Origin of the sequence: Flavobacterium hydrocarbonoxydans, from assembly GCF_009789235.1 — a bacterium.
Taxonomy (GTDB): Bacteria; Bacteroidota; Bacteroidia; order Flavobacteriales; family Flavobacteriaceae; genus Flavobacterium; species Flavobacterium hydrocarbonoxydans.
The window spans coordinates 168573-187148 of the sequence record NZ_WSTB01000010.1; the positions used below are offsets into that span (position 1 = coordinate 168573).

The 18576-nt window shown below is 35.7% G+C and carries 12 protein-coding genes; 10 read left to right on the forward strand and 2 right to left on the reverse strand.

All coding sequences use genetic code 11. From position 1 onward, the window contains the following. Positions 1-53: 53 nt before the first annotated feature. Positions 54-839, reverse strand: a complete 786-nt coding sequence (locus tag GON26_RS17050) for a sulfite exporter TauE/SafE family protein (protein WP_160375978.1) — start codon at positions 837-839, stop codon at positions 54-56. A gap of 184 nt (positions 840-1023) precedes the next feature. Then, positions 1024-1650 carry a Crp/Fnr family transcriptional regulator gene (locus GON26_RS17055; RefSeq protein ID WP_160375979.1) on the reverse strand — a complete coding sequence of 209 codons (627 nt, stop codon included), beginning with the start codon at positions 1648-1650 and terminating at the stop codon, positions 1024-1026. A 384-nt stretch (positions 1651-2034) separates the two neighbouring features. Between GON26_RS17055 and GON26_RS17060 the strand changes: the two genes are divergently transcribed. From GON26_RS17060 to GON26_RS17105, 10 genes are all read left to right on the forward strand, one after another. Beyond that, positions 2035-2346 (forward strand): rhodanese-like domain-containing protein, encoded by a 312-nt coding sequence (locus GON26_RS17060; protein WP_160375980.1) that lies wholly within the window; start codon positions 2035-2037, stop codon positions 2344-2346. Positions 2347-2422: 76 nt separating this feature from the next. After that, entirely contained in the window at positions 2423-4003 is a 1581-nt protein-coding gene (locus GON26_RS17065; RefSeq protein ID WP_160375981.1) for an NADP-dependent glyceraldehyde-3-phosphate dehydrogenase, read from the forward strand. A 158-nt stretch (positions 4004-4161) separates the two neighbouring features. Next, positions 4162-6033: a M1 family metallopeptidase gene (locus tag GON26_RS17070; RefSeq protein WP_160375982.1), complete on the forward strand. Its 1872-nt coding sequence runs from the start codon at positions 4162-4164 to the stop codon at positions 6031-6033. A 101-nt stretch (positions 6034-6134) separates the two neighbouring features. Then, positions 6135-7424 carry an alpha/beta hydrolase-fold protein gene (locus tag GON26_RS17075; protein WP_160375983.1) on the forward strand — a complete coding sequence of 430 codons (1290 nt, stop codon included), beginning with the start codon at positions 6135-6137 and terminating at the stop codon, positions 7422-7424. Between the two features lie 77 nt (positions 7425-7501). Then, positions 7502-7906, forward strand: a complete 405-nt coding sequence (locus tag GON26_RS17080) for a GNAT family N-acetyltransferase (protein ID WP_160375984.1) — start codon at positions 7502-7504, stop codon at positions 7904-7906. Positions 7907-8355: 449 nt separating this feature from the next. Beyond that, positions 8356-11529 (forward strand): SusC/RagA family TonB-linked outer membrane protein, encoded by a 3174-nt coding sequence (locus GON26_RS17085; RefSeq protein WP_230407961.1) that lies wholly within the window; start codon positions 8356-8358, stop codon positions 11527-11529. A 39-nt stretch (positions 11530-11568) separates the two neighbouring features. After that, positions 11569-13365, forward strand: coding sequence for a RagB/SusD family nutrient uptake outer membrane protein (locus GON26_RS17090; RefSeq protein WP_160375985.1), 1797 nt, complete (start codon positions 11569-11571; stop codon positions 13363-13365). A gap of 73 nt (positions 13366-13438) precedes the next feature. Further along, entirely contained in the window at positions 13439-14827 is a 1389-nt protein-coding gene (locus tag GON26_RS17095) for a discoidin domain-containing protein (protein WP_160375986.1), read from the forward strand. Between the two features lie 146 nt (positions 14828-14973). After that, entirely contained in the window at positions 14974-17445 is a 2472-nt protein-coding gene (locus GON26_RS17100) for a glutaminase family protein (protein WP_230407962.1), read from the forward strand. A 9-nt stretch (positions 17446-17454) separates the two neighbouring features. Continuing rightward, positions 17455-18576, forward strand: a complete 1122-nt coding sequence (locus GON26_RS17105) for a glycoside hydrolase family 76 protein (RefSeq protein WP_160375987.1) — start codon at positions 17455-17457, stop codon at positions 18574-18576.

Sequence of the window (18576 nt, forward strand, 5' to 3'; positions counted from 1 at the left end):
TAAAATTTGTGCTTATCTGCATAAATCACCCTAAATCTGCGTGAAATAAACCCCTAAAACAAAACTTCCTTAATAATAATATAAAAGCCCATCACCAGTACAAACCAGCCGAAAAGAGGTTTTAGTTTGGTGCCGTCAATTTTTTTGGAGAACTGGCTGCCAAGTAACATTCCGATTAATGCCATGGCTGAAATACTTAACAGAAAAGTATAATTTATTGGGGTTCCGATGTATAAATCGCCCGCAAAACCTATAGAGGAGTTTATCGCTATGATTAATAACGAAGTGCCTACAGCTTGTTTCATAGGTAATTTGGCAAAAAACAGCAGGGCAGGAATGATTAAGAATCCGCCGCCTGCGCCAAGAAATCCGGTTACGATTCCGACCACAAAACCAATCAGGCTTAGTTGGAGATAATTAGTTTCGGTAGTGGTTATTTTGGGCTCATTTTTTCGAATCATCGAAATCGCAGCCGTAATCATCAGTACCGAAAAAACAATCATAATCAGGAAATCTTTGGAAACCGAATACGATGCAACTGAAAAAAGGGTAGTGGCTATTTCAGGGAAAATAACTTCGCGGATAATCAAGATTGAAACTACAGACGGAATGGCGAAATACAATGCCGATTTAAGTTTTAGATTCCCCATTTTATAATGGCTGTAACTCCCGAACATAGCCGTCAAACCTACAATAAATAAGGAATACGAAGTAGCTTGTTCCGGATTGACTTTGAACAAATAGACCAAAATTGGAATGGTCAATATAGAACCGCCGCCGCCAATTAAGCCAAGTGAAATTCCGATGATGATAGAAGCAAAGTAGCCTAAATATTCCATTGAATGTGTTTTTTATGCAAAGATGCTTCGGAAATTAAAATTCTGCAGTAACATTTATCACATAAGCGTTAAATATTTTTTTCGCCACGACCCGAGCGATAGCGAACAGGCAAAGCAATTCACGAATTTATTTTTTTGTTAATCTAAATTGAGAAAGAAATTCGTGAATTCGTGGCTATTTTAATCATCTCAAAAGCTCTATCTGATTGCGGTTTAATTTAACCAATCCGCGTTGTTCCATTTTTTTGAGTAATCTCGAAACGACTTCTCTTGAGGTATTAAGCTCTGAAGCGATTTCCTGATGAGAGAGTTTTACTTCGTTGCAGCCACAAGCATCCTGATGACGTTTGAGGTAAAATTCTAAACGTTCGTCCATAGAGCGAAACGCAATGCTGTCAACGACTTCCAGAACTTCTTCAAAACGGTTTCTATAGGTTTCGATGACAAATTCGTACCAGCTTCGGTGCTCCATCATCCATTTATCCATTAAGTGCAGCGGAATCATGATGGCCGAAACATCTTCATCAACTTTTGCCATAATCTGACTTTTTTGGCTTTTGGTAGCACAAATCATCGAAATGGCACAGGCTTGGCCAGGCTGCAAATAATACATTAAAAATTCTCCGCCATCTTCATCTTCACGATAGATTTTGATTTTTCCTTTGGTAATCAAAATAGTGTTTTTGATGTATTGTCCCGTTCGCATTAAAATGGTTCCTGATTCAAAATCTTGTTCGGTTGCGTTTTCGGCGATAGAGGAAAGGAGTTCGTTGGAGAAATTCGGAAATAAATTTTTTAAGGAATTTTGCATCTTTTTGCTTTTTTGTACCCACACAATTAAAATTCTATTTTAAGGAAATTAAGTGTATTTTGATTTAAAATTTAAAATAAAAACAATCAATTTTGAGTTTAAGCTATTATCAAAAACAACTTAAAAAGAAAGTTTTATTGCAAAGATAGCAGATTGATATGGTTTAAATTGAGAGAAAATGACATTTAAGATGAATTTAATGCAAATGATAAAATCTTAATTTCTATCGATTTTATAGGGTATAATTTTAAAAATAGTGAGTAAATTTGTAATTCACTGATTATAATACTATCTCTAAAACGTTTTCTGAGAATAATAATCGAAAACTGATTTGGTGCGTTTTTAATAACTAGAAACGTCGTAATTTTACAAAAACACAATATTATGAATTTATCACAGGAAGATTGGGTTGCTCAGCTGGCAGCTGACGAAAATGCAGTTATACTTGACGTAAGAACTGGAGACGAATTTAATGACGGTTATATCGAGAATGCCGTAAATATTGATATTCATAAAGGACAGGGTTTTATTTATGAAATCGAAGAATTAGATAAAAACAAAAATTATTATGTGTATTGCCGTTCAGGAGCAAGAAGCGCTAAAGCATGCCAGATCATGAATGAGTTAGGGATAGAAAATGCCTATAACTTACTTGGCGGAATCTTAGACTGGGAAGGCGATACCGTAAATCCATAAATAACAAAGAAGAGGCCGCAAAAGCCTCTTTTTTCTTTTGAAAGCTATTAAATAACCAAATTATAACAACCAAATTATGAGTTTAATACCCGAAGAATACCAGATTAAAGAACTAATTAACCAGGATACTTATCTTGTAAACGGAGAATTAAAACAATGGACCGGGCAAACCACACCGGTGTTTTCTACTATTTCTTCGACAGAAAAATACGCGCCAACTTTATTAGGATCTATTCCGTTTATGGCAGAAAAAGAAGCTGCTGAGGTGGTGGAAGCTGCCAATGCGGCCTATAATAAAGGACAAGGTTTATGGCCAACGATGAAAGTCGTGGACCGTATAAAATGTATGGAGAACTTTGTTCGCCAAATGAAAGAGACCCGCGAAGAAGTAGTAAAACTTTTGATGTGGGAAATTGGTAAAAACCTGGGCGACTCACAAAAAGAATTTGACAGAACCGTAGAATATATTCAGGATACGATAGACAGTTATAAAGAACTAAACGGTCGTAGTTCTCACTTTGCAAAAGTACAGGGAGTAAACGCGATGATTCGCCGTGGGCCTCTTGGCGTTGTTTTATGTCTTGGACCTTATAATTATCCGTTGAACGAGACATTCTCATTGCTTATTCCGGCTTTGATTATGGGGAATGCGGTGATTTTTAAACCGGCCAAACATGGTGTTTTATGTATTTCGCCTTTGTTGGAAGCTTTCAGAAGCAGTTTCCCTAAAGGAGTTATCAATATCGTTTACGGTAGAGGTAGAGAAGTTGCGTCGCCAATTATGAAGTCTGGAAAAATTGATGTATTGGCCTTAATCGGAAACAGTAAATCGGCGATTGCGTTGCAGGATCAGCATCCAAACAAAAACAGACTGCGTTTGATTTTAGGGTTGGAAGCTAAAAATCCAGCGATTATTTTACCGGATGCCGATTTGGATCTGGCGATTCAGGAATGTATCACGGGTTCATTGTCTTTCAACGGTCAGCGTTGTACGGCATTGAAAGTTTTGTATGTGCATGAATCGATTGTTGAAGAATTCAATAAACGTTTTTCTGAAAAAGTGGATGCTTTGGTTTTTGGAAATCCTTGGGAAAAAGGAGCTTCACTGACACCGCTTCCAGAATCAGATAAACCGGAATATATTCAGGGATTAATTGATGATGCGACAAGTAAAGGAGCAAAAATCCTGAACGAAAAAGGAGGAAAACATTCTGAAAATTATATTTTTCCAGCTGTTTTATATCCTGTAAATAAAGAGATGCGCGTGTATCATGAAGAGCAATTTGGACCTGTAGTGCCTATTATTTCTTTTAAAGATATCAACGAACCACTTGACGATATGGCCGAATCAAACTACGGACAGCAGGTAAGTTTATTTGGTAAAGACATTAAAACTTTGGCACCGCTTATTGATGCTTTGGTAAACTTAGTTTGTCGTGTAAACCTGAACAGTTCTTGCCAGAGAGGACCGGATGCGTTCCCGTTTACAGGGCGTAAAGATTCGGCAGTAGGAACTTTGAGTATTCCTGATGCGTTGCGTTCGTTCTCTATCAGAACGTTTGTAGCTTCAAAAGATATTGCTTACAATAATGAAATTTTGCAGGAATTGCTAAACAGCAAAGAATCAAACTTCATTAATACCGATTATATTTTGTAGATAGTTATATATTAATTTCCTAAACCGTCTTTTTCTTTAAGAATCAGGCGGTTTTTTTGTTTTTAGAGATATATATTTGAATAAAATGTAACAAAAAAAGAAATTCCGCCACTAATGAGTAATCAAAATTTCTAATCAACAAACCTAAAACGTAACTTATGACTAAAAAAGGACTTCAACTGTTGTTATTTGCCTTTTTATTTTTGGCACAAAATAACTTTGCACAAGAGCTTTATATGCCCCGAAATATTAAAGAAGCTTACGCAAAAGGAACCCGTTCTATGGATGGAAAGCCAGGTAAAAACTATTGGCAGAATCACGGTAAATATACTATGGAAATTGCCGTAGAGCCTAAAACCAGAATGGTAACCGGAACCGAAACCATTATCTATGAAAATAATAGTAATGATACTTTAAAAAATTTGCAAATTCGTTTTGTAAATAATCTTCACAAACCGGCTTCACCAAGAGGAGGAAGTGTTAGTGAGGACTTTTTGAGCGACGGACTGACGATTACTTCTTTAAAAATTAATGGAGATATATATAAAGAAGATGCCAGAAAATGGGGTACAGTAGGAAAGGTAAAAATGAATAAACCGATGCTGCCTCATTCTAAAATAACAATCAATATAGACTGGAATTATCCGTTATCTGTTGAGAGCGGGCGTGAAGGACAAATAGATCCTACTACTTTTTATGTGGCTTACAGTTATCCGAGAGTTTCGGTTTTCGATGATTATAACCAATGGGACCGATTGCCGCATACAGATCGTCAGGAGTTTTATAATGACTTTAATGATTATGTATATGCCGTAAAAGCGCCCAAAAACTATGTGGTTTACGGTACTGGGGATTTATTAAATCCGGATGAGGTGCTGCAGCCGGAGTTTGCGGCCCGTTTAAAAAAGTCTTATACAACTAATGAAATTCTGCATATAGCTAACGAACAGGAAATGAAAAGCGGAAAGGTTACGAAACAAAATGACTGGAACATCTGGAAATTTGAAGCTAAAAACATTACCGATGTCTGTTTTGGTCTAAGTGATCATTATTTATGGGATGCGAGCAGTGTGATAGTAGATAATAAAACCAAACGACGTGCAAGTGTACAGGCAGCTTATGATATTTCAGGAACCGACTTTTTAAATTCGGTAAAAAACAATCAGTATGCCTTAGATTGGTTTTCGAATAATTGGCCGGGAATCCCTTATCCGTATTCAAAAATGACTGCTTTTCAGGGATTTGCAGATATGGAATATCCTATGATGTGCAACGATTCGCAAACCGGAGATCCTATTTTCGCACAGTTAGTTCAGGATCATGAGGTAGCACATACCTATTTTCCTTTTTATATGGGAATTAATGAAACCCGTTATGCTTTTATGGATGAAGGCTGGGCTACGACTTTTGAATATTTAATAGGTATTGCAGAACACGGAAAAGAGGCAGAAGACAAATTTTATAAAGAATTTAGGGTGAATGGCTATATAAACGATCCTTCAACCGAAGAAGATCAGCCTATTATCTCGATGTCATCTCAGCTTTCGGGTGCAGGTTATGGTAATAACTCTTACGGAAAAGCTTCGCTGTCTTATTTAGCTTTAAAAGATATGCTTGGCGATGATTTGTTCAAAAAAGCATTACATACTTATATGGATAACTGGAACGGAAAACATCCTATTCCGTGGGATTACTTCAATTCGATGAACAGCGGTTCAGGAAAAAATCTGAACTGGTTTTTTAACAACTGGTTTTTTACTAATAACTATATTGATTTAGCGGTTAAAAATGCTAAAGATGGAACTATTGCAGTTGAAAACATTGGCGGTTTTGCCATTCCGTTTGATGTGAACATTGTATATACAGACGGCACTAAAGAAACCCTTCATCAGACACCGTCTATTTGGGAAACCAATCAAAAAACAGCTGCTATCTCATTAAAAAATAAAAAACAAATCAAAGAAGTAACGGTTGATGGCGGCATTTTTATGGATGCTACGCCGGCAAACAATACCTGGTTAAGTAAATAAACTTAATTTGAAGAAAGTTTTAAGCATCTTTTTCTACAGGAAAAGATGCTTTTTTTTAAATTAGATTTTTAAACCTATTATCCAATCACAACAAAATAAACATGAAAAGAAATAATAGATTACAAAAAAGTAGGAGTATAAAAAAGAATTATTTTTTTGAAATAGTAATTCTTTTTCTTCTTTTGGTTTCAGGTGTTTCAATAGCTCAAAAAAACACTAAAATAGAAATAGGGAGTATTGACAGTCTTTATTCTAAAACATTAGGAGAGCAGCGAAAAGTTTGGATTCATCTTCCCCGCAGCGTCGCTTTTGGCGGTTTAAATAAACAGAAATATCCAGTAGTTTATTTATTAGATGGTGATGCTCATTTTAGTTCTGTAGTGGGAATGATTGAGCAATTAAGTGAAATAAACGGAAATACGCTTTGCCCTGAAATGATTGTTGTGGGGATTCCTAATACCATTAGAACCAGAGATCTTACCCCAACACATTCAGATGTTGATTTTCCTTTTGTAAATGAGGATATGAGCAAACAATCAGGAGGCGGTGAAAAATTTGCCGAATTTCTGGAGAAAGAATTGATTCCGTATATAAATAATAAATACCCAACGACTTCTTATAAAACGCTGATAGGTCACTCTTTTGGAGGATTAACGGTAATGAATATTTTGACCAATCATACTCATTTGTTTAATTCGTATGTATCGATTGATCCAAGTATGTGGTGGGATCATGAAAAATACCTGAAGGAAACACTAACGAAATTAAAACTTCAAAAGTTCAGTAATACTTCGTTGTTTCTGGGTATTGCAAATACAATGGACGAAAAGATGGATATTTTCAAAGTAAGAAAAGATACGACTGTAATGACAAAACACATTCGCTCTATTTTGGATTTGAATGATTTTTTGAATCAGAATAATAAAAATGGTTTACGATATAAGTCTCAATATTATAAAGAAGATAGTCATGGTTCAGTGCCTTTGATTGCAACGTATGATGCTTTGCGATTTATTTTCGATTTTAATCAGCTCAAACTTTCTATTTTAGAGCAAATGAATTTTGACAGAGCAGTTTTTACCAAGATTGAAAGACACTATGAAACCGTTTCTAAAAACTTAGGCTACAAGGTTAATGTGCCTGAGCAGGTAATCAACACTTATGGATATCAGGCCTTGAGTCAGAAAAATAATGATTTGGCAGGATATTTATTTAAACTAAATGTTGCCAATTATCCTGAAAGTCCTAATACATATGATTCTTTAGGGGATTATTACGAAGCAAATGGTGATAAAAAAAATGCCATAGCAAGTTTTCAGAAAGCATTAAGTTTTGGAACTGATTTTCCGGAAACAAAACAAAAGCTGGAAAAACTTTTAAACGAGAAATAAAGCAATAATTTGTGAATTATTTTTTCTTTGGATAGAATTTCCAATTTCATTTGTAACATTTAATAGTATTCGGTTTTATGATTATTATACAAATTAGTGCTTCGGACACCTGGCAAATTAGGCATGAAGTAATGTGGCCGGATCATCCTTTAGAATTTGTGCAGCTGGATGAAGATAATGAGGGGATACATTTTGGAGTTTATCTGGAAGAAAAATTAGTTTCAATCGTATCTTGTTTTATTACCAATGATGAAATGCAATTTCGGAAATTAGCAACTCTGGAAAACTATCAGGGGAAGGGAATAGCCTCGGCGCTTATAAAACATATTCTTCAGCTTGCAAAAGAAAAAGAATTAAAAAAAGTCTGGTGTAACGCCCGTACCAATAAAAAATCTTTTTATGAAAATTTTGGCATGAAAGATACTTTACAACTCTTTAGCAAAGCCGGGCAGGATTATACCATAATGGAAATTTATTTTTGATAAAAAAAACATCAACACATAACAACGCAATCATGATTTAGTATGATTGCGTTTTTTTTTATGATATAAAATTTAAAAAAAATTGGATTACATTGTCTCTAATGAAATAGCTAAAAAACACTCCTTAACGTAAAAGTCTGGTATTAAAATTACGAATCTGATAAATAACACCTTTCTAAATCACCTAAATGCTCAAAAAACGAATATTTTTAAGTTCGGCAACTGTTTTCTCAAACGAAATAGTTGAATTTTTTTCCTTAAAACAGATAATTTGATAAAATATTTTTACTAAAAAAGTGATTTATTTAAAATTATAATAAAAAATAACTATTTATCATAATTTTATTTTTTTTACTAAAACGTTTTAGTATGTTTGTCTCCGTTAACCAAATAGTAACCAAAATAGTAACCAAAATAGTAACCAAAAACATTAATACCACAAACATTATATGAAAACGAAAGATTTCTTAGAGATTGTTTTGAAAATGAGAGGCAATGTTCTTTTTAAGGTCAGCAGTAAATTCAAGCTGAATAAGATTGCTTTGATGAGTCTTATTATTTCTTCCTTTATGATCAATACAGTTACGGCTGCAGATGTATCCTTCCAGCAGGATTTAATTACCATTACGGGTAAAGTTGTGGATTCGGATAATATTTCATTGCCGGGAGTATCAATTTTAGAAAAAGGAACTACAAATGGTACTCAGACAGATATCGATGGAAATTATTCCATTAAAGTAAGTTCGAAAAATGCAACACTTGTTTTTACTTTCCAGGGACTTAAAACAGTGGAGAAAATAGTAGGTGATGATCAAATTTTAGATATTCAATTATTAGAAGATTTAAATGCGTTAGATGAAGTTGTAGTTGTAGGATACGGAAAACAGAAAAAAGTGAGTGTTGTAGGAGCACAGTCATCAGTAGATGTTGAAGAGCTAAAACAACCTGTTGCCAATGTTAGTACGATGCTGGCAGGTAGAATTTCCGGTTTAACTGGTGTTCAGCGTTCTGGACTTCCGGGGAGTAATAGTGCTGATTTATGGATTCGTGGTATTTCTACTTTTGGTAGTTCAAGCCCGCTTATTTTGGTGGATGGTGTTGAGCGTACCTTGGATGATTTGAATCCTATTGATATTGCTTCTTTCTCTATTTTAAAAGATGCTTCTGCAACTGCTGTTTACGGTATTCGTGGTGCAAACGGAGTTATTTTGGTTGAGACAAGAAAAGGTAAAGTTGGTAAACCTCAAATTATGGTTGACTATAATGAAGGGATTACAGCTTTTACAAAAGTGCCAGATGTAGTAGATGGTGTTACCTATATGCGATTGGCAAATGAGGCTTTGACAACCAGAGGGCAAGCGCCTAAATATTCTGAGCAAACTATACAGCGTACCGCTTCAAAGTACGATCCTTTGTTGTATCCGGATGTTGACTGGCTGGATGCCGTTTATAATAAATTTGGAAGAAATCGCCAGGCTACAGTAAACGTAAGTGGAGGAGCTGAGGCTGCTAAATATTATGTTTCGTTAGGTTATTATGATGAAAAAGGTCTTTTTAAAACCAGTGATACAGAAAGTTATGATGCTGATACCCGTTTTAAAAGATATAATTTTACAACCAACTTAAATGTAGATATTACCAAAACAACTAGTATGACACTAGGAGTTCGCGGATACCTTTCTGAGGGTAATTTCCCGGAATTGGGAGCTGATGGTATTTACGGTACCGCATTAGAAACTTCTCCGGTAGAATTTCCAATTTTATATCCAGGAGGCTTTGTGCCGGGAAAAGGACCTAACTCAGGATTTAATCCTTATGCACAAGCAGCTTTGAGAGGTTATAAAGTAAATAATAAGAATCAAATTAATTCGAATTTAAGACTTACTCAAAATTTAGAGTCATTAACAAAAGGATTAACCTGGACAGGAATGTTTTCTTTTGATGCTTATAATGAGCAAAATGTAAATCGTGGTAAACGCCCAAGTACTTATGCTATTGATCAAAACAATCCATATACACAAGATGGTGAATTGGTGTTGATAGAAACTTTTGCCGGGACAGATTATTTAGGATACAGTAGGTCAAATGGAGGAAACAGAAGAATTTATCTGGAGACTTCCTTTAATTACGACAGAACTTTTGGTAAACATACTTTTGGAGGTTTATTATTGTTTAACAGAACTGACTATGTTGATGCTTTTGCCAATGATTTTACAGCTTCTATCCCATATAGAAATCAAGGTCTTGCAGGTCGTGTAACTTATGGTTATGATGATAAATATTTCTTAGAAATAAACGGAGGATATAACGGTTCTGAAAATTTTGCACCCAATAACAGATACGGTTTCTTCCCTTCTTTTGCAGCAGGATGGATTGTATCAAACGAGGAATTCTTTAGCCCGCTAAAAGAAACTATCAATTACTTTAAAATTAGATATTCCGATGGAAAAGTTGGAGCGGCTTCAGGAGCAGGACGTTTTGCATATTTAAGCCGTGTAGAAGATGGACAGCCAGGTTATGATTTTGGAGAAGAACCTCAATATACCTCTGGTATCAGAGAAACTTATTATGGAGCTGATGTCACCTGGTCAACTTCACGTAAGCAGGATTTAGGATTTGAAGTAAATGCTTTTAATAGTAGTTTAAAAATAATCTTTGACTTGTTTAAAGAGCGTTCTACCGGAGCATTTTTGCAAAGAGGTGATGTGCCAATTTATATTGGACTTGCCGCTTCGCCATACGGAAATATTGGAGTTGTAGATAACAAAGGTTTTGATGGAAGTATAAATTATACTAAAAATATCAACGATTTAAAACTTTCTTTCAGAGGAACTTTTTCTTATAACAGAAATGAAGTTATCGAAAATGGTCAGCCAGAGCAATTATATCCTTGGCAGGATAGAAGAGGAACTTCTCTATTGGCTCGTTTCGGTTATGTTGCAGAACGATTATATACTTTGTCTGATGACGTAAATAAAGATGGATTTATTTCACCGGCTGATGGAAGTCAGTATCCAACTCAATTTGGTCAAATCATGCCAGGTGATATAAAATATACAGATTTGAATGGCGACGGAAAAATTGATTCTTATGATCAAAAACAAATTGGTCAGGGAGACGTTCCTGCTTTTACCTATGGTTTTGGACTTACAGGTGAGTACAAAGGTTTTGATTTAAGTTTGTTTTTCCAAGGACAAACAGAAGCGGATATTATGCTTGGAGGACAATCAATTCAGCCATTCGTAGGTGGTGGAGGTGTAGGAAACCTTTACACAACAGCAATTGATCGCTGGACGCCAGACAGTGATGATCCTTATGCAATGTATCCAAGATTATCTTATGGAGATTCAGGAATTGGTCAAAATAATAATACTCAGGTTAGTTCATGGTGGTTAAGAGATGTTAGTTTCTTACGATTAAAAACGGCTGAGATTGGGTATAATTTGCCTAAAGATTTTTCTAGCAAATTAAAATTACAAAACACACGATTTTATATAAGAGGGGTGAATTTATTGACATTTTCAAACTTTGATATCTGGGATCCGGAGTTAACTACAACTGGTAATGGTAGAGCTTATCCAAATATAACAACTGTTGCAGTTGGTGTTAACGTACAATTTTAATAAAAAAAATAAAATATAATTTTTTAAAATATTCAAGTCATGAAAAAATTAATATTACTATTTACTGGACTTATCTTTTTTTCCTGTAATGACGACTATTTAGATCAGGTTCCGGATGATCGTTTAACATTCGACGAGACTTTTTCTCAAAGAAATACAGTAGAAAAATATCTGGCGAACATCTACTCCCGTATTCCGAGTGAGTTGGATCAAAGAGACACTAATAACCATTCAGGACCTTGGATGGGAGCTTCTGATGAGGCTGAATACTGGGTCTCTTTCCACTTCGGAAACTTTATGAATATAGGAGACTGGAACGCTACCAGTGGTGAAACGGGTGATCAATGGGCAAACTATTATGGAGGAATTAGAGATTGTTCTACTTTAATTCAAAACATTAACAAATGCCAGAACTGTACTGATGAACGTACAAGTCAATACATTGCCGAAGCAAGAGTTTTAAGAGCATATTACTATTATAATTTAGTTAGATTATATGGGCCTATTTTATTAATGGGAGAGCAGCCAATTCCTGCTGATGCTGATTTAGATGTGCTTAACTTACATAGAAATACTGTCGAGGAATGTGTGGCATATATTGTAAGCGAACTTGATGCAGGTGCAGACGCATTAAAAACAGTTTCATTTCAGGATGATAACGCAGGCAGAATGAGCAGACCTTTTGCTTTGGCTATTAAAGAAAAAGTATTGTTGATAAATGCAAGCCCACTTTTTAATGGAAATACTGATTACTCGGCTTTTGTGGATGAAACAGGTAAACATTACATTTCACAATCTGTAGATGTAAACAAATGGAAGGCAGCTGCAGATGCTTCAAAAGCATTTATTGATGAGTTTGTACCAGGGACTTATGAATTATACAAAGCATATAATGTAGATGGTACTTACAATCCGTATTTGTCAACTCGTGATGTAATGCTGAAAGACTGGAATGTTGAAATGATTTATGCCAGACCTCGTGGAGGAATTGCTTATCATTATGAAGTTACGCCCTATCATGCAGGGTATCCTGATGAGGTACATGGTGCTGGCGGGTTGGGCGTTACACAAGAAATGGTTGATGCTTATTTTACTGCAAATGGTCGTTCTATCGATGATCCGGCTTCAGGATATCAGGAAACAGGTTTTTCAAATTTTCAGGCACCTTTCGATTTTAAACAAAGAAGTGCTTATAACCAATGGGTAAACAGAGAGCCGAGGTTTTATGTTGGTGTTACGTATAATGAAAGCCTTTGGTTAAACCGTGATTACGGAAATATTATTACTGAATTATGGTATAATGGAAACTCTGGTCGTGCAGTTGGAGCAAATGATTATTCTCCTACAGGTTATGTGGTTAGAAAAAATATGATTACGGGTAATAAAAACAATACAAACAGAAGCATTCCAATGTTACGATTGGCTGAAATCTATTTAGATTATGTTGAGGCTTTAAACGAATATGATCCTACCAATCCGGATATTTTAATTTATTTAAATAAAATTAGAGAACGTGCAGGAATTCCCGAATATGGTTCAGCAGAATTGCCTGCTCCGGTAGGACAATCAGATATGCGTATCGCAATTCATAAAGAAAGAAGAGTAGAGCTTGCTTTTGAAAACGTACGTTATTTTGATATTCGCAGATGGAAAGAAGCAGAGGAAAAATTCTCAGGTGATTTTCATGGTCTGGATATTAATGCAACAGATGAAAATAATTTTTACAAACAAGTAGTTTTCGAAAAAAGGATTTTTAACCAAAGACATTACTTATGGCCAATACCTCAAGTTGAGATGAACACCAACAGAAGTTTGATTCAAAATCCCGGCTGGTAATACCTTTTTAACTGTTTTACAGCGCTATTTAAATATAAAAGCAGCGCTTAACTAACCTTTAATAAATAAACCTATGTATAAAAATAGTATAAAAATAGTTTCATTAATTTTTGTTGCAAGCTTAGCAGGTTCTTGTTCTCAAGATGACAATTATATTTTTGAAGATTATCCCTCTTCTGTGGTAAATACGGATCCGGCAGGTTCCCCAGCTAGAAGTATTATAGAAAACTGGAGTAATCATTCAGATAAAATATGGCGCCAGTATTTTGATAATAACACTGCAATTTATTACGATGAAGCAGTAAAAAGGCCTTTGGAATGGCCTTATGATTTCTTCAGTAAAACATGGAAAGAAGTTAACAAGACCTACGGGACATTCGGTGACGAAAACAGGTTGTATGCTGTTTTTCATAACGAAAGCAAAGGACCAACGTATGTAGGTACCATTTTTGACAGCGAAAGCGGCAACAGAAGTTTGTTTGACATGGCTTTTGAAGGAACTGAAATGAAAGGTAATAATATAGATAATCCTCTCTTGGCAGTAAGTCAGATTGTTGAAACCTCTTCAAACGGATTAAAAGGTTCTGCGGCAAAAGCAATTTGGGGTGATACGTATTCTCAAATCTTCTTGTACGATATCTATACGAATTTGCAAATGCAAACTGAAGCCGATCGTATTTTTGCTTTAAATAATACTAAAACTTCAAGTTTTCCAAAAGCAAATACGTTCTGGTTTAGAGATTGGTATTATCCAATTTATAAAGATCACGGTGGCAGAATGTCTTTAGGGAACTTCTTTAAACTAGTGGCGCAATTTTATCCAACAAACGGGAATACTTACGATCATGATATGAACATGGGTGAGTTTGTTCACTTTTTTAGCGGTGCAACCGGAGATGATTTACAGCCTCTTGCAGAAGAAGCTTTTGGATGGAGTGACGAATGGCAGGAAGAATTATTAGATGCCCGTGCTGATTTTCCAACTTTAAATTATCCATTTACACCGGTAGTAAATATCACAGATTTAACAACTGGAGCAATAATTACGGTAAGCAAAGACAACGGAAATGGTGCTGAAGGAGCAGAAGGATCATTAAAACTAATAGACAACGACTTAAATTCTAAGTTCCTTGTTGGTGGTCTTAACAGATTTGATACGGATTTCTGGATGCAGCAGGAACTTACTGAAGCTGCTGTTGTAAACAAATACAACTTTACATCTGGTAATGATGCTCCAGACAGAGACCCTATCAATTGGGAAGTGTTTGGTTCTAATGATGGTTCTACATGGACATCGATTGATACAAGAACCGATCAGGTTTTTACAGGTAGAAATCAAACCAGAGAATTTACCGTTGTAAACGAAACGGCTTATAAATATTACAGAATCAGTATTACCAAAAATGGTGGTAGCGATGCTATTCAGATAAGTGAATGGAGACAATACTTCGTTAGAAAATAAGTGATTTAATTAAGTTTAGTAGTGGTGGTGGATAGGCAAGGCATTCCGAACTGGTTCTTCGGAATGCCCTATCTTTTTTAAACTTAAAAAATCAATTTCATAAATAAGAATTTTGCTTTTAAAAAGTAATATTTTAATAATACATAATGATGATAAAAAAATATATTTCGATTATGGCCATCGCTTTGGCTGTAGTTAATACCAGTAAAGCACAAGAATTAAGAGCGCCTTCATACCCTTTAATTACACATACACCTTATCAGAGTGTCTGGTCTGCAGGAAATCAATTAAATGAGGTAGCCACACAACACTGGACGGGAGCAGAGCATTCTTTAACCGGTTTAATCAAAGTCGATGGCGAAGTATATCGCTTCCTTGGAGTAGAATCAACGGCTTATAAAACGGTTTTGGCTACTGCCGATGAAGAAAATTACAGCGTAAAATATACAGAACAGTCACCTTCGCTTAATTGGTTCAATGCTGATTTTAATGATGCTTCCTGGAAATCAGGTATTGCTCCTTTCAGTGATGACGATTCAAAAGCTAAAACAAGCTGGAAATCGAAGCACCTTTGGACCAGAAGAACTTTTGATTTAAAAGATAAAAATTTCGACAAATTATTTCTGAAACTACGCCATGACGATAATGTTCAGGTATATTTAAACGGAGAAAAAATTTACGATGTAAGCGGATGGAAACATCAGTACAAATACATTGCAATTGACAAAGCGGTCATTGCAAAATTAAAAGCAAAAAACAACGTATTGGCAGTTCATATCGAAAACACAGCAGGTGGTTCGTGGTTGGATTCTGGTTTGGCAACCGAGGATGTTTCGATGCGAAATGTTGTGGTGCATCAGGCAACTCAAACAGATGTAACGTTGGAAGCAACCAATACTAAATATGTTTTTGATTGCGGAAAAGCACAATTGAAAGTAACTTTTACATCTCCGCTTTTATTGGATGATTTAAAATTACTGAGCCGCCCTGTAACCTATATTTCTTTGGCAGTAAATTCAAAAGACGGTAAAGAACACAATGTTCAGGTATATTTAGGAGCTTCAAGTTCACTTGCAGTTGATTCTCCTGCGCAGGAAGTGGAAGCCTGGAAATATACTCAAAATAAGCTGGCGATTTTAAAAGCAGGAACTACAGAGCAGCCAATTCTTCAAAAGAAAGGCGATGATGTACGTATCGACTGGGGTTATGCGTATGTAGCAACTCCGGCTGGTAAAAATGTACAGCAATATATTTCTTCGGCTAATGGTGGTTTCGAACCTTTTTTAACGGGTAAAGAAGCATCTTCATCTCTGAACCAAAAAGGAAATAATTTAAATCTGAATACCATTGTAAACTTAGGAACTGTTGGTAAAAAAGAAGTGCAACAGGTATTTATGATGGGTTACGACGAATTATTTGCAGTGAATTATTTCGACACGAATTTGAAACCTTGGTGGAAAAAAGACGGAAGCACTATCGAAAAAGCACTTTCTGAGGCGAATAGTGAGTACAAAAAAGTGATGCAAAAAACAGCAGCTTTTGATGCGCAATTAAAATCAGATGCTACAAAAGCAGGTGGTAAAAAATATGCCGATTTATGTGTTCTGGCTTACAGACAGGCCATTGCGGCTCATTCGGTTACGGAGGCTCCAAACGGAGATATTCTTTTCCTTTCTAAAGAAAATCACAGTAACGGTTCTATCAATACGGTCGATCTTACGTATCCTTCAGCACCATTATTTTTACTTTACAATCCAAAATTAATGGAAGGAATGTTAAACGGAATATTCTATTACAGCGAAAGCGGAAAATGGAAAAAACCTTTCCCGGCACATGATTTAGGAACTTACCCAATTGCAACAGGTCAAACCTATGGTGAAGACATGCCGGTTGAAGAAGCCGGAAACGCAATTGTAGTGGTTGCTGCTATTGCACAACAGGAAGGAAATGCCAATTATGCTAAAAAGCATTGGGCAACCCTTACAGAATGGGCTAATTATCTTAAGAAAAGCGGATTTGATCCTGAAAACCAATTATCTACGGATGACTTTGCCGGGCACTTGGCTCGTAATGCAAATCTTTCAGCTAAAGCTATTGAAGCACTTGCGGCTTACGGAAAACTGGCTGGTATGTTAGGTGACAAAAAAACAGAACAGGAGTTTATAAGTGCTGCAAAAGAAATGGCTGTCAAATGGATGGAACTGGCTAAAGATGGAGATCATTATACTTTAGCTTTTGGAAAACCAGGAACATGGAGCCAAAAATACAATTTGGCCTGGGATACTATTTTAGATCTGAATGTTTTTCCTGAAAGTGTTAGAAAAACTGAAGTAGCTTATTATTTAACAAAACAAAATAAATACGGTTTACCATTAGACAGCCGCGAAAATTATACTAAATCTGACTGGGTGATATGGACTGCATCTTTAACAGATAATCAAAAAGATTTTGATGCAATAGTGGACCCAATGTGGAAATATGCTAACGAAACTCCGGACAGAGTGCCTTTGAGTGACTGGCATGAAACTATGGAAGGACACATGATGAACTTCAAGGCAAGATCAGTTGTTGGAGGATATTATATGCAGCTTTTAAAATGGAAATCAACTAAAAAATAAAACAAAAACATGAAAAATATAAAAGTAATTTATTTGGTTTTAATGAGTACTGTTTTAATGAGCTGCAACAATGAGGAGCCAACCGGCCCACCGTTGTGGGAACCGGATATCAGTAATGTTACCCCTTATACTTCAGCTGATGCGACAGTTGCTTATGAGGCTTTTAATAAGCAATTTTATAACACAGATGCCAAATTATATTACAGCACAACTGAGAAAAAAGGATTGGGATCAATCTGGACTCAGGCTATTTTTTGGGATATTGCTATGGATACTTACAAGCGTACTAATGATCCTAAATACCTGACATTAGTCAATGATATTTATCAGGGGGCTTATAATCAATATGATGGATTTAATTATAACAACACCGTAAAATGGTTCATTTATGATGATATCATGTGGTGGGTAATTTCGTTAAGCAGAGGATATGAATTGACTAAAAATGAAGAATATCTTCAAAATTCTATCGCTGGTTTTGAGCGCGTATGGAATGGTTCTTACGATCCTGTAGATGGCGGAATGTTCTGGGATTTTCAGCATTCAGGTAAAAATGCCTGTATCAATTACCCAACGGTTATTGCTGCAATGGAATTGTATAAAATTACAGGTGATGAAGCGTATTTAGAAAAAGCAAAAAACATCTACGAATGGTCCAAAAATAATCTATTCCAAAAATCAACCGGACGTGTGGCGGATAATAAAGTAGGGAATAATCAGGGCTTTTCTGATTATACGTATAATCAGGGAACTTGTATTGGTGCAGCTGTTGCACTTTACAAAGAAACAGGTGATGCGGAATATTTAAACGATGCAAAATTAGCTGCTGATTATACTAAAAATGTAATGTCAAGCGAAGAAGGAATTCTTCCTGCTGAAGGCGACTGGAATGAGCAAGGAGTCCTAAAAGCTATTTTTGCCCGCTATTTAATGGATTTGGTTAATGAGGGTCAAGATCAGTATTTGCCTTGGATTCAAAAGAATGCAAGTGTAGCTTGGCGTAACCGTGATAAAAACAGAAACATCATGTTCCGTGATTATGACATTCCTTGTCCGGTTTTGACGGTTCAGTCTTTCGAAGCATGTAGTGCAGTAGGTATTATGCAAATCGCACCGCCAGCTGCGAAATAA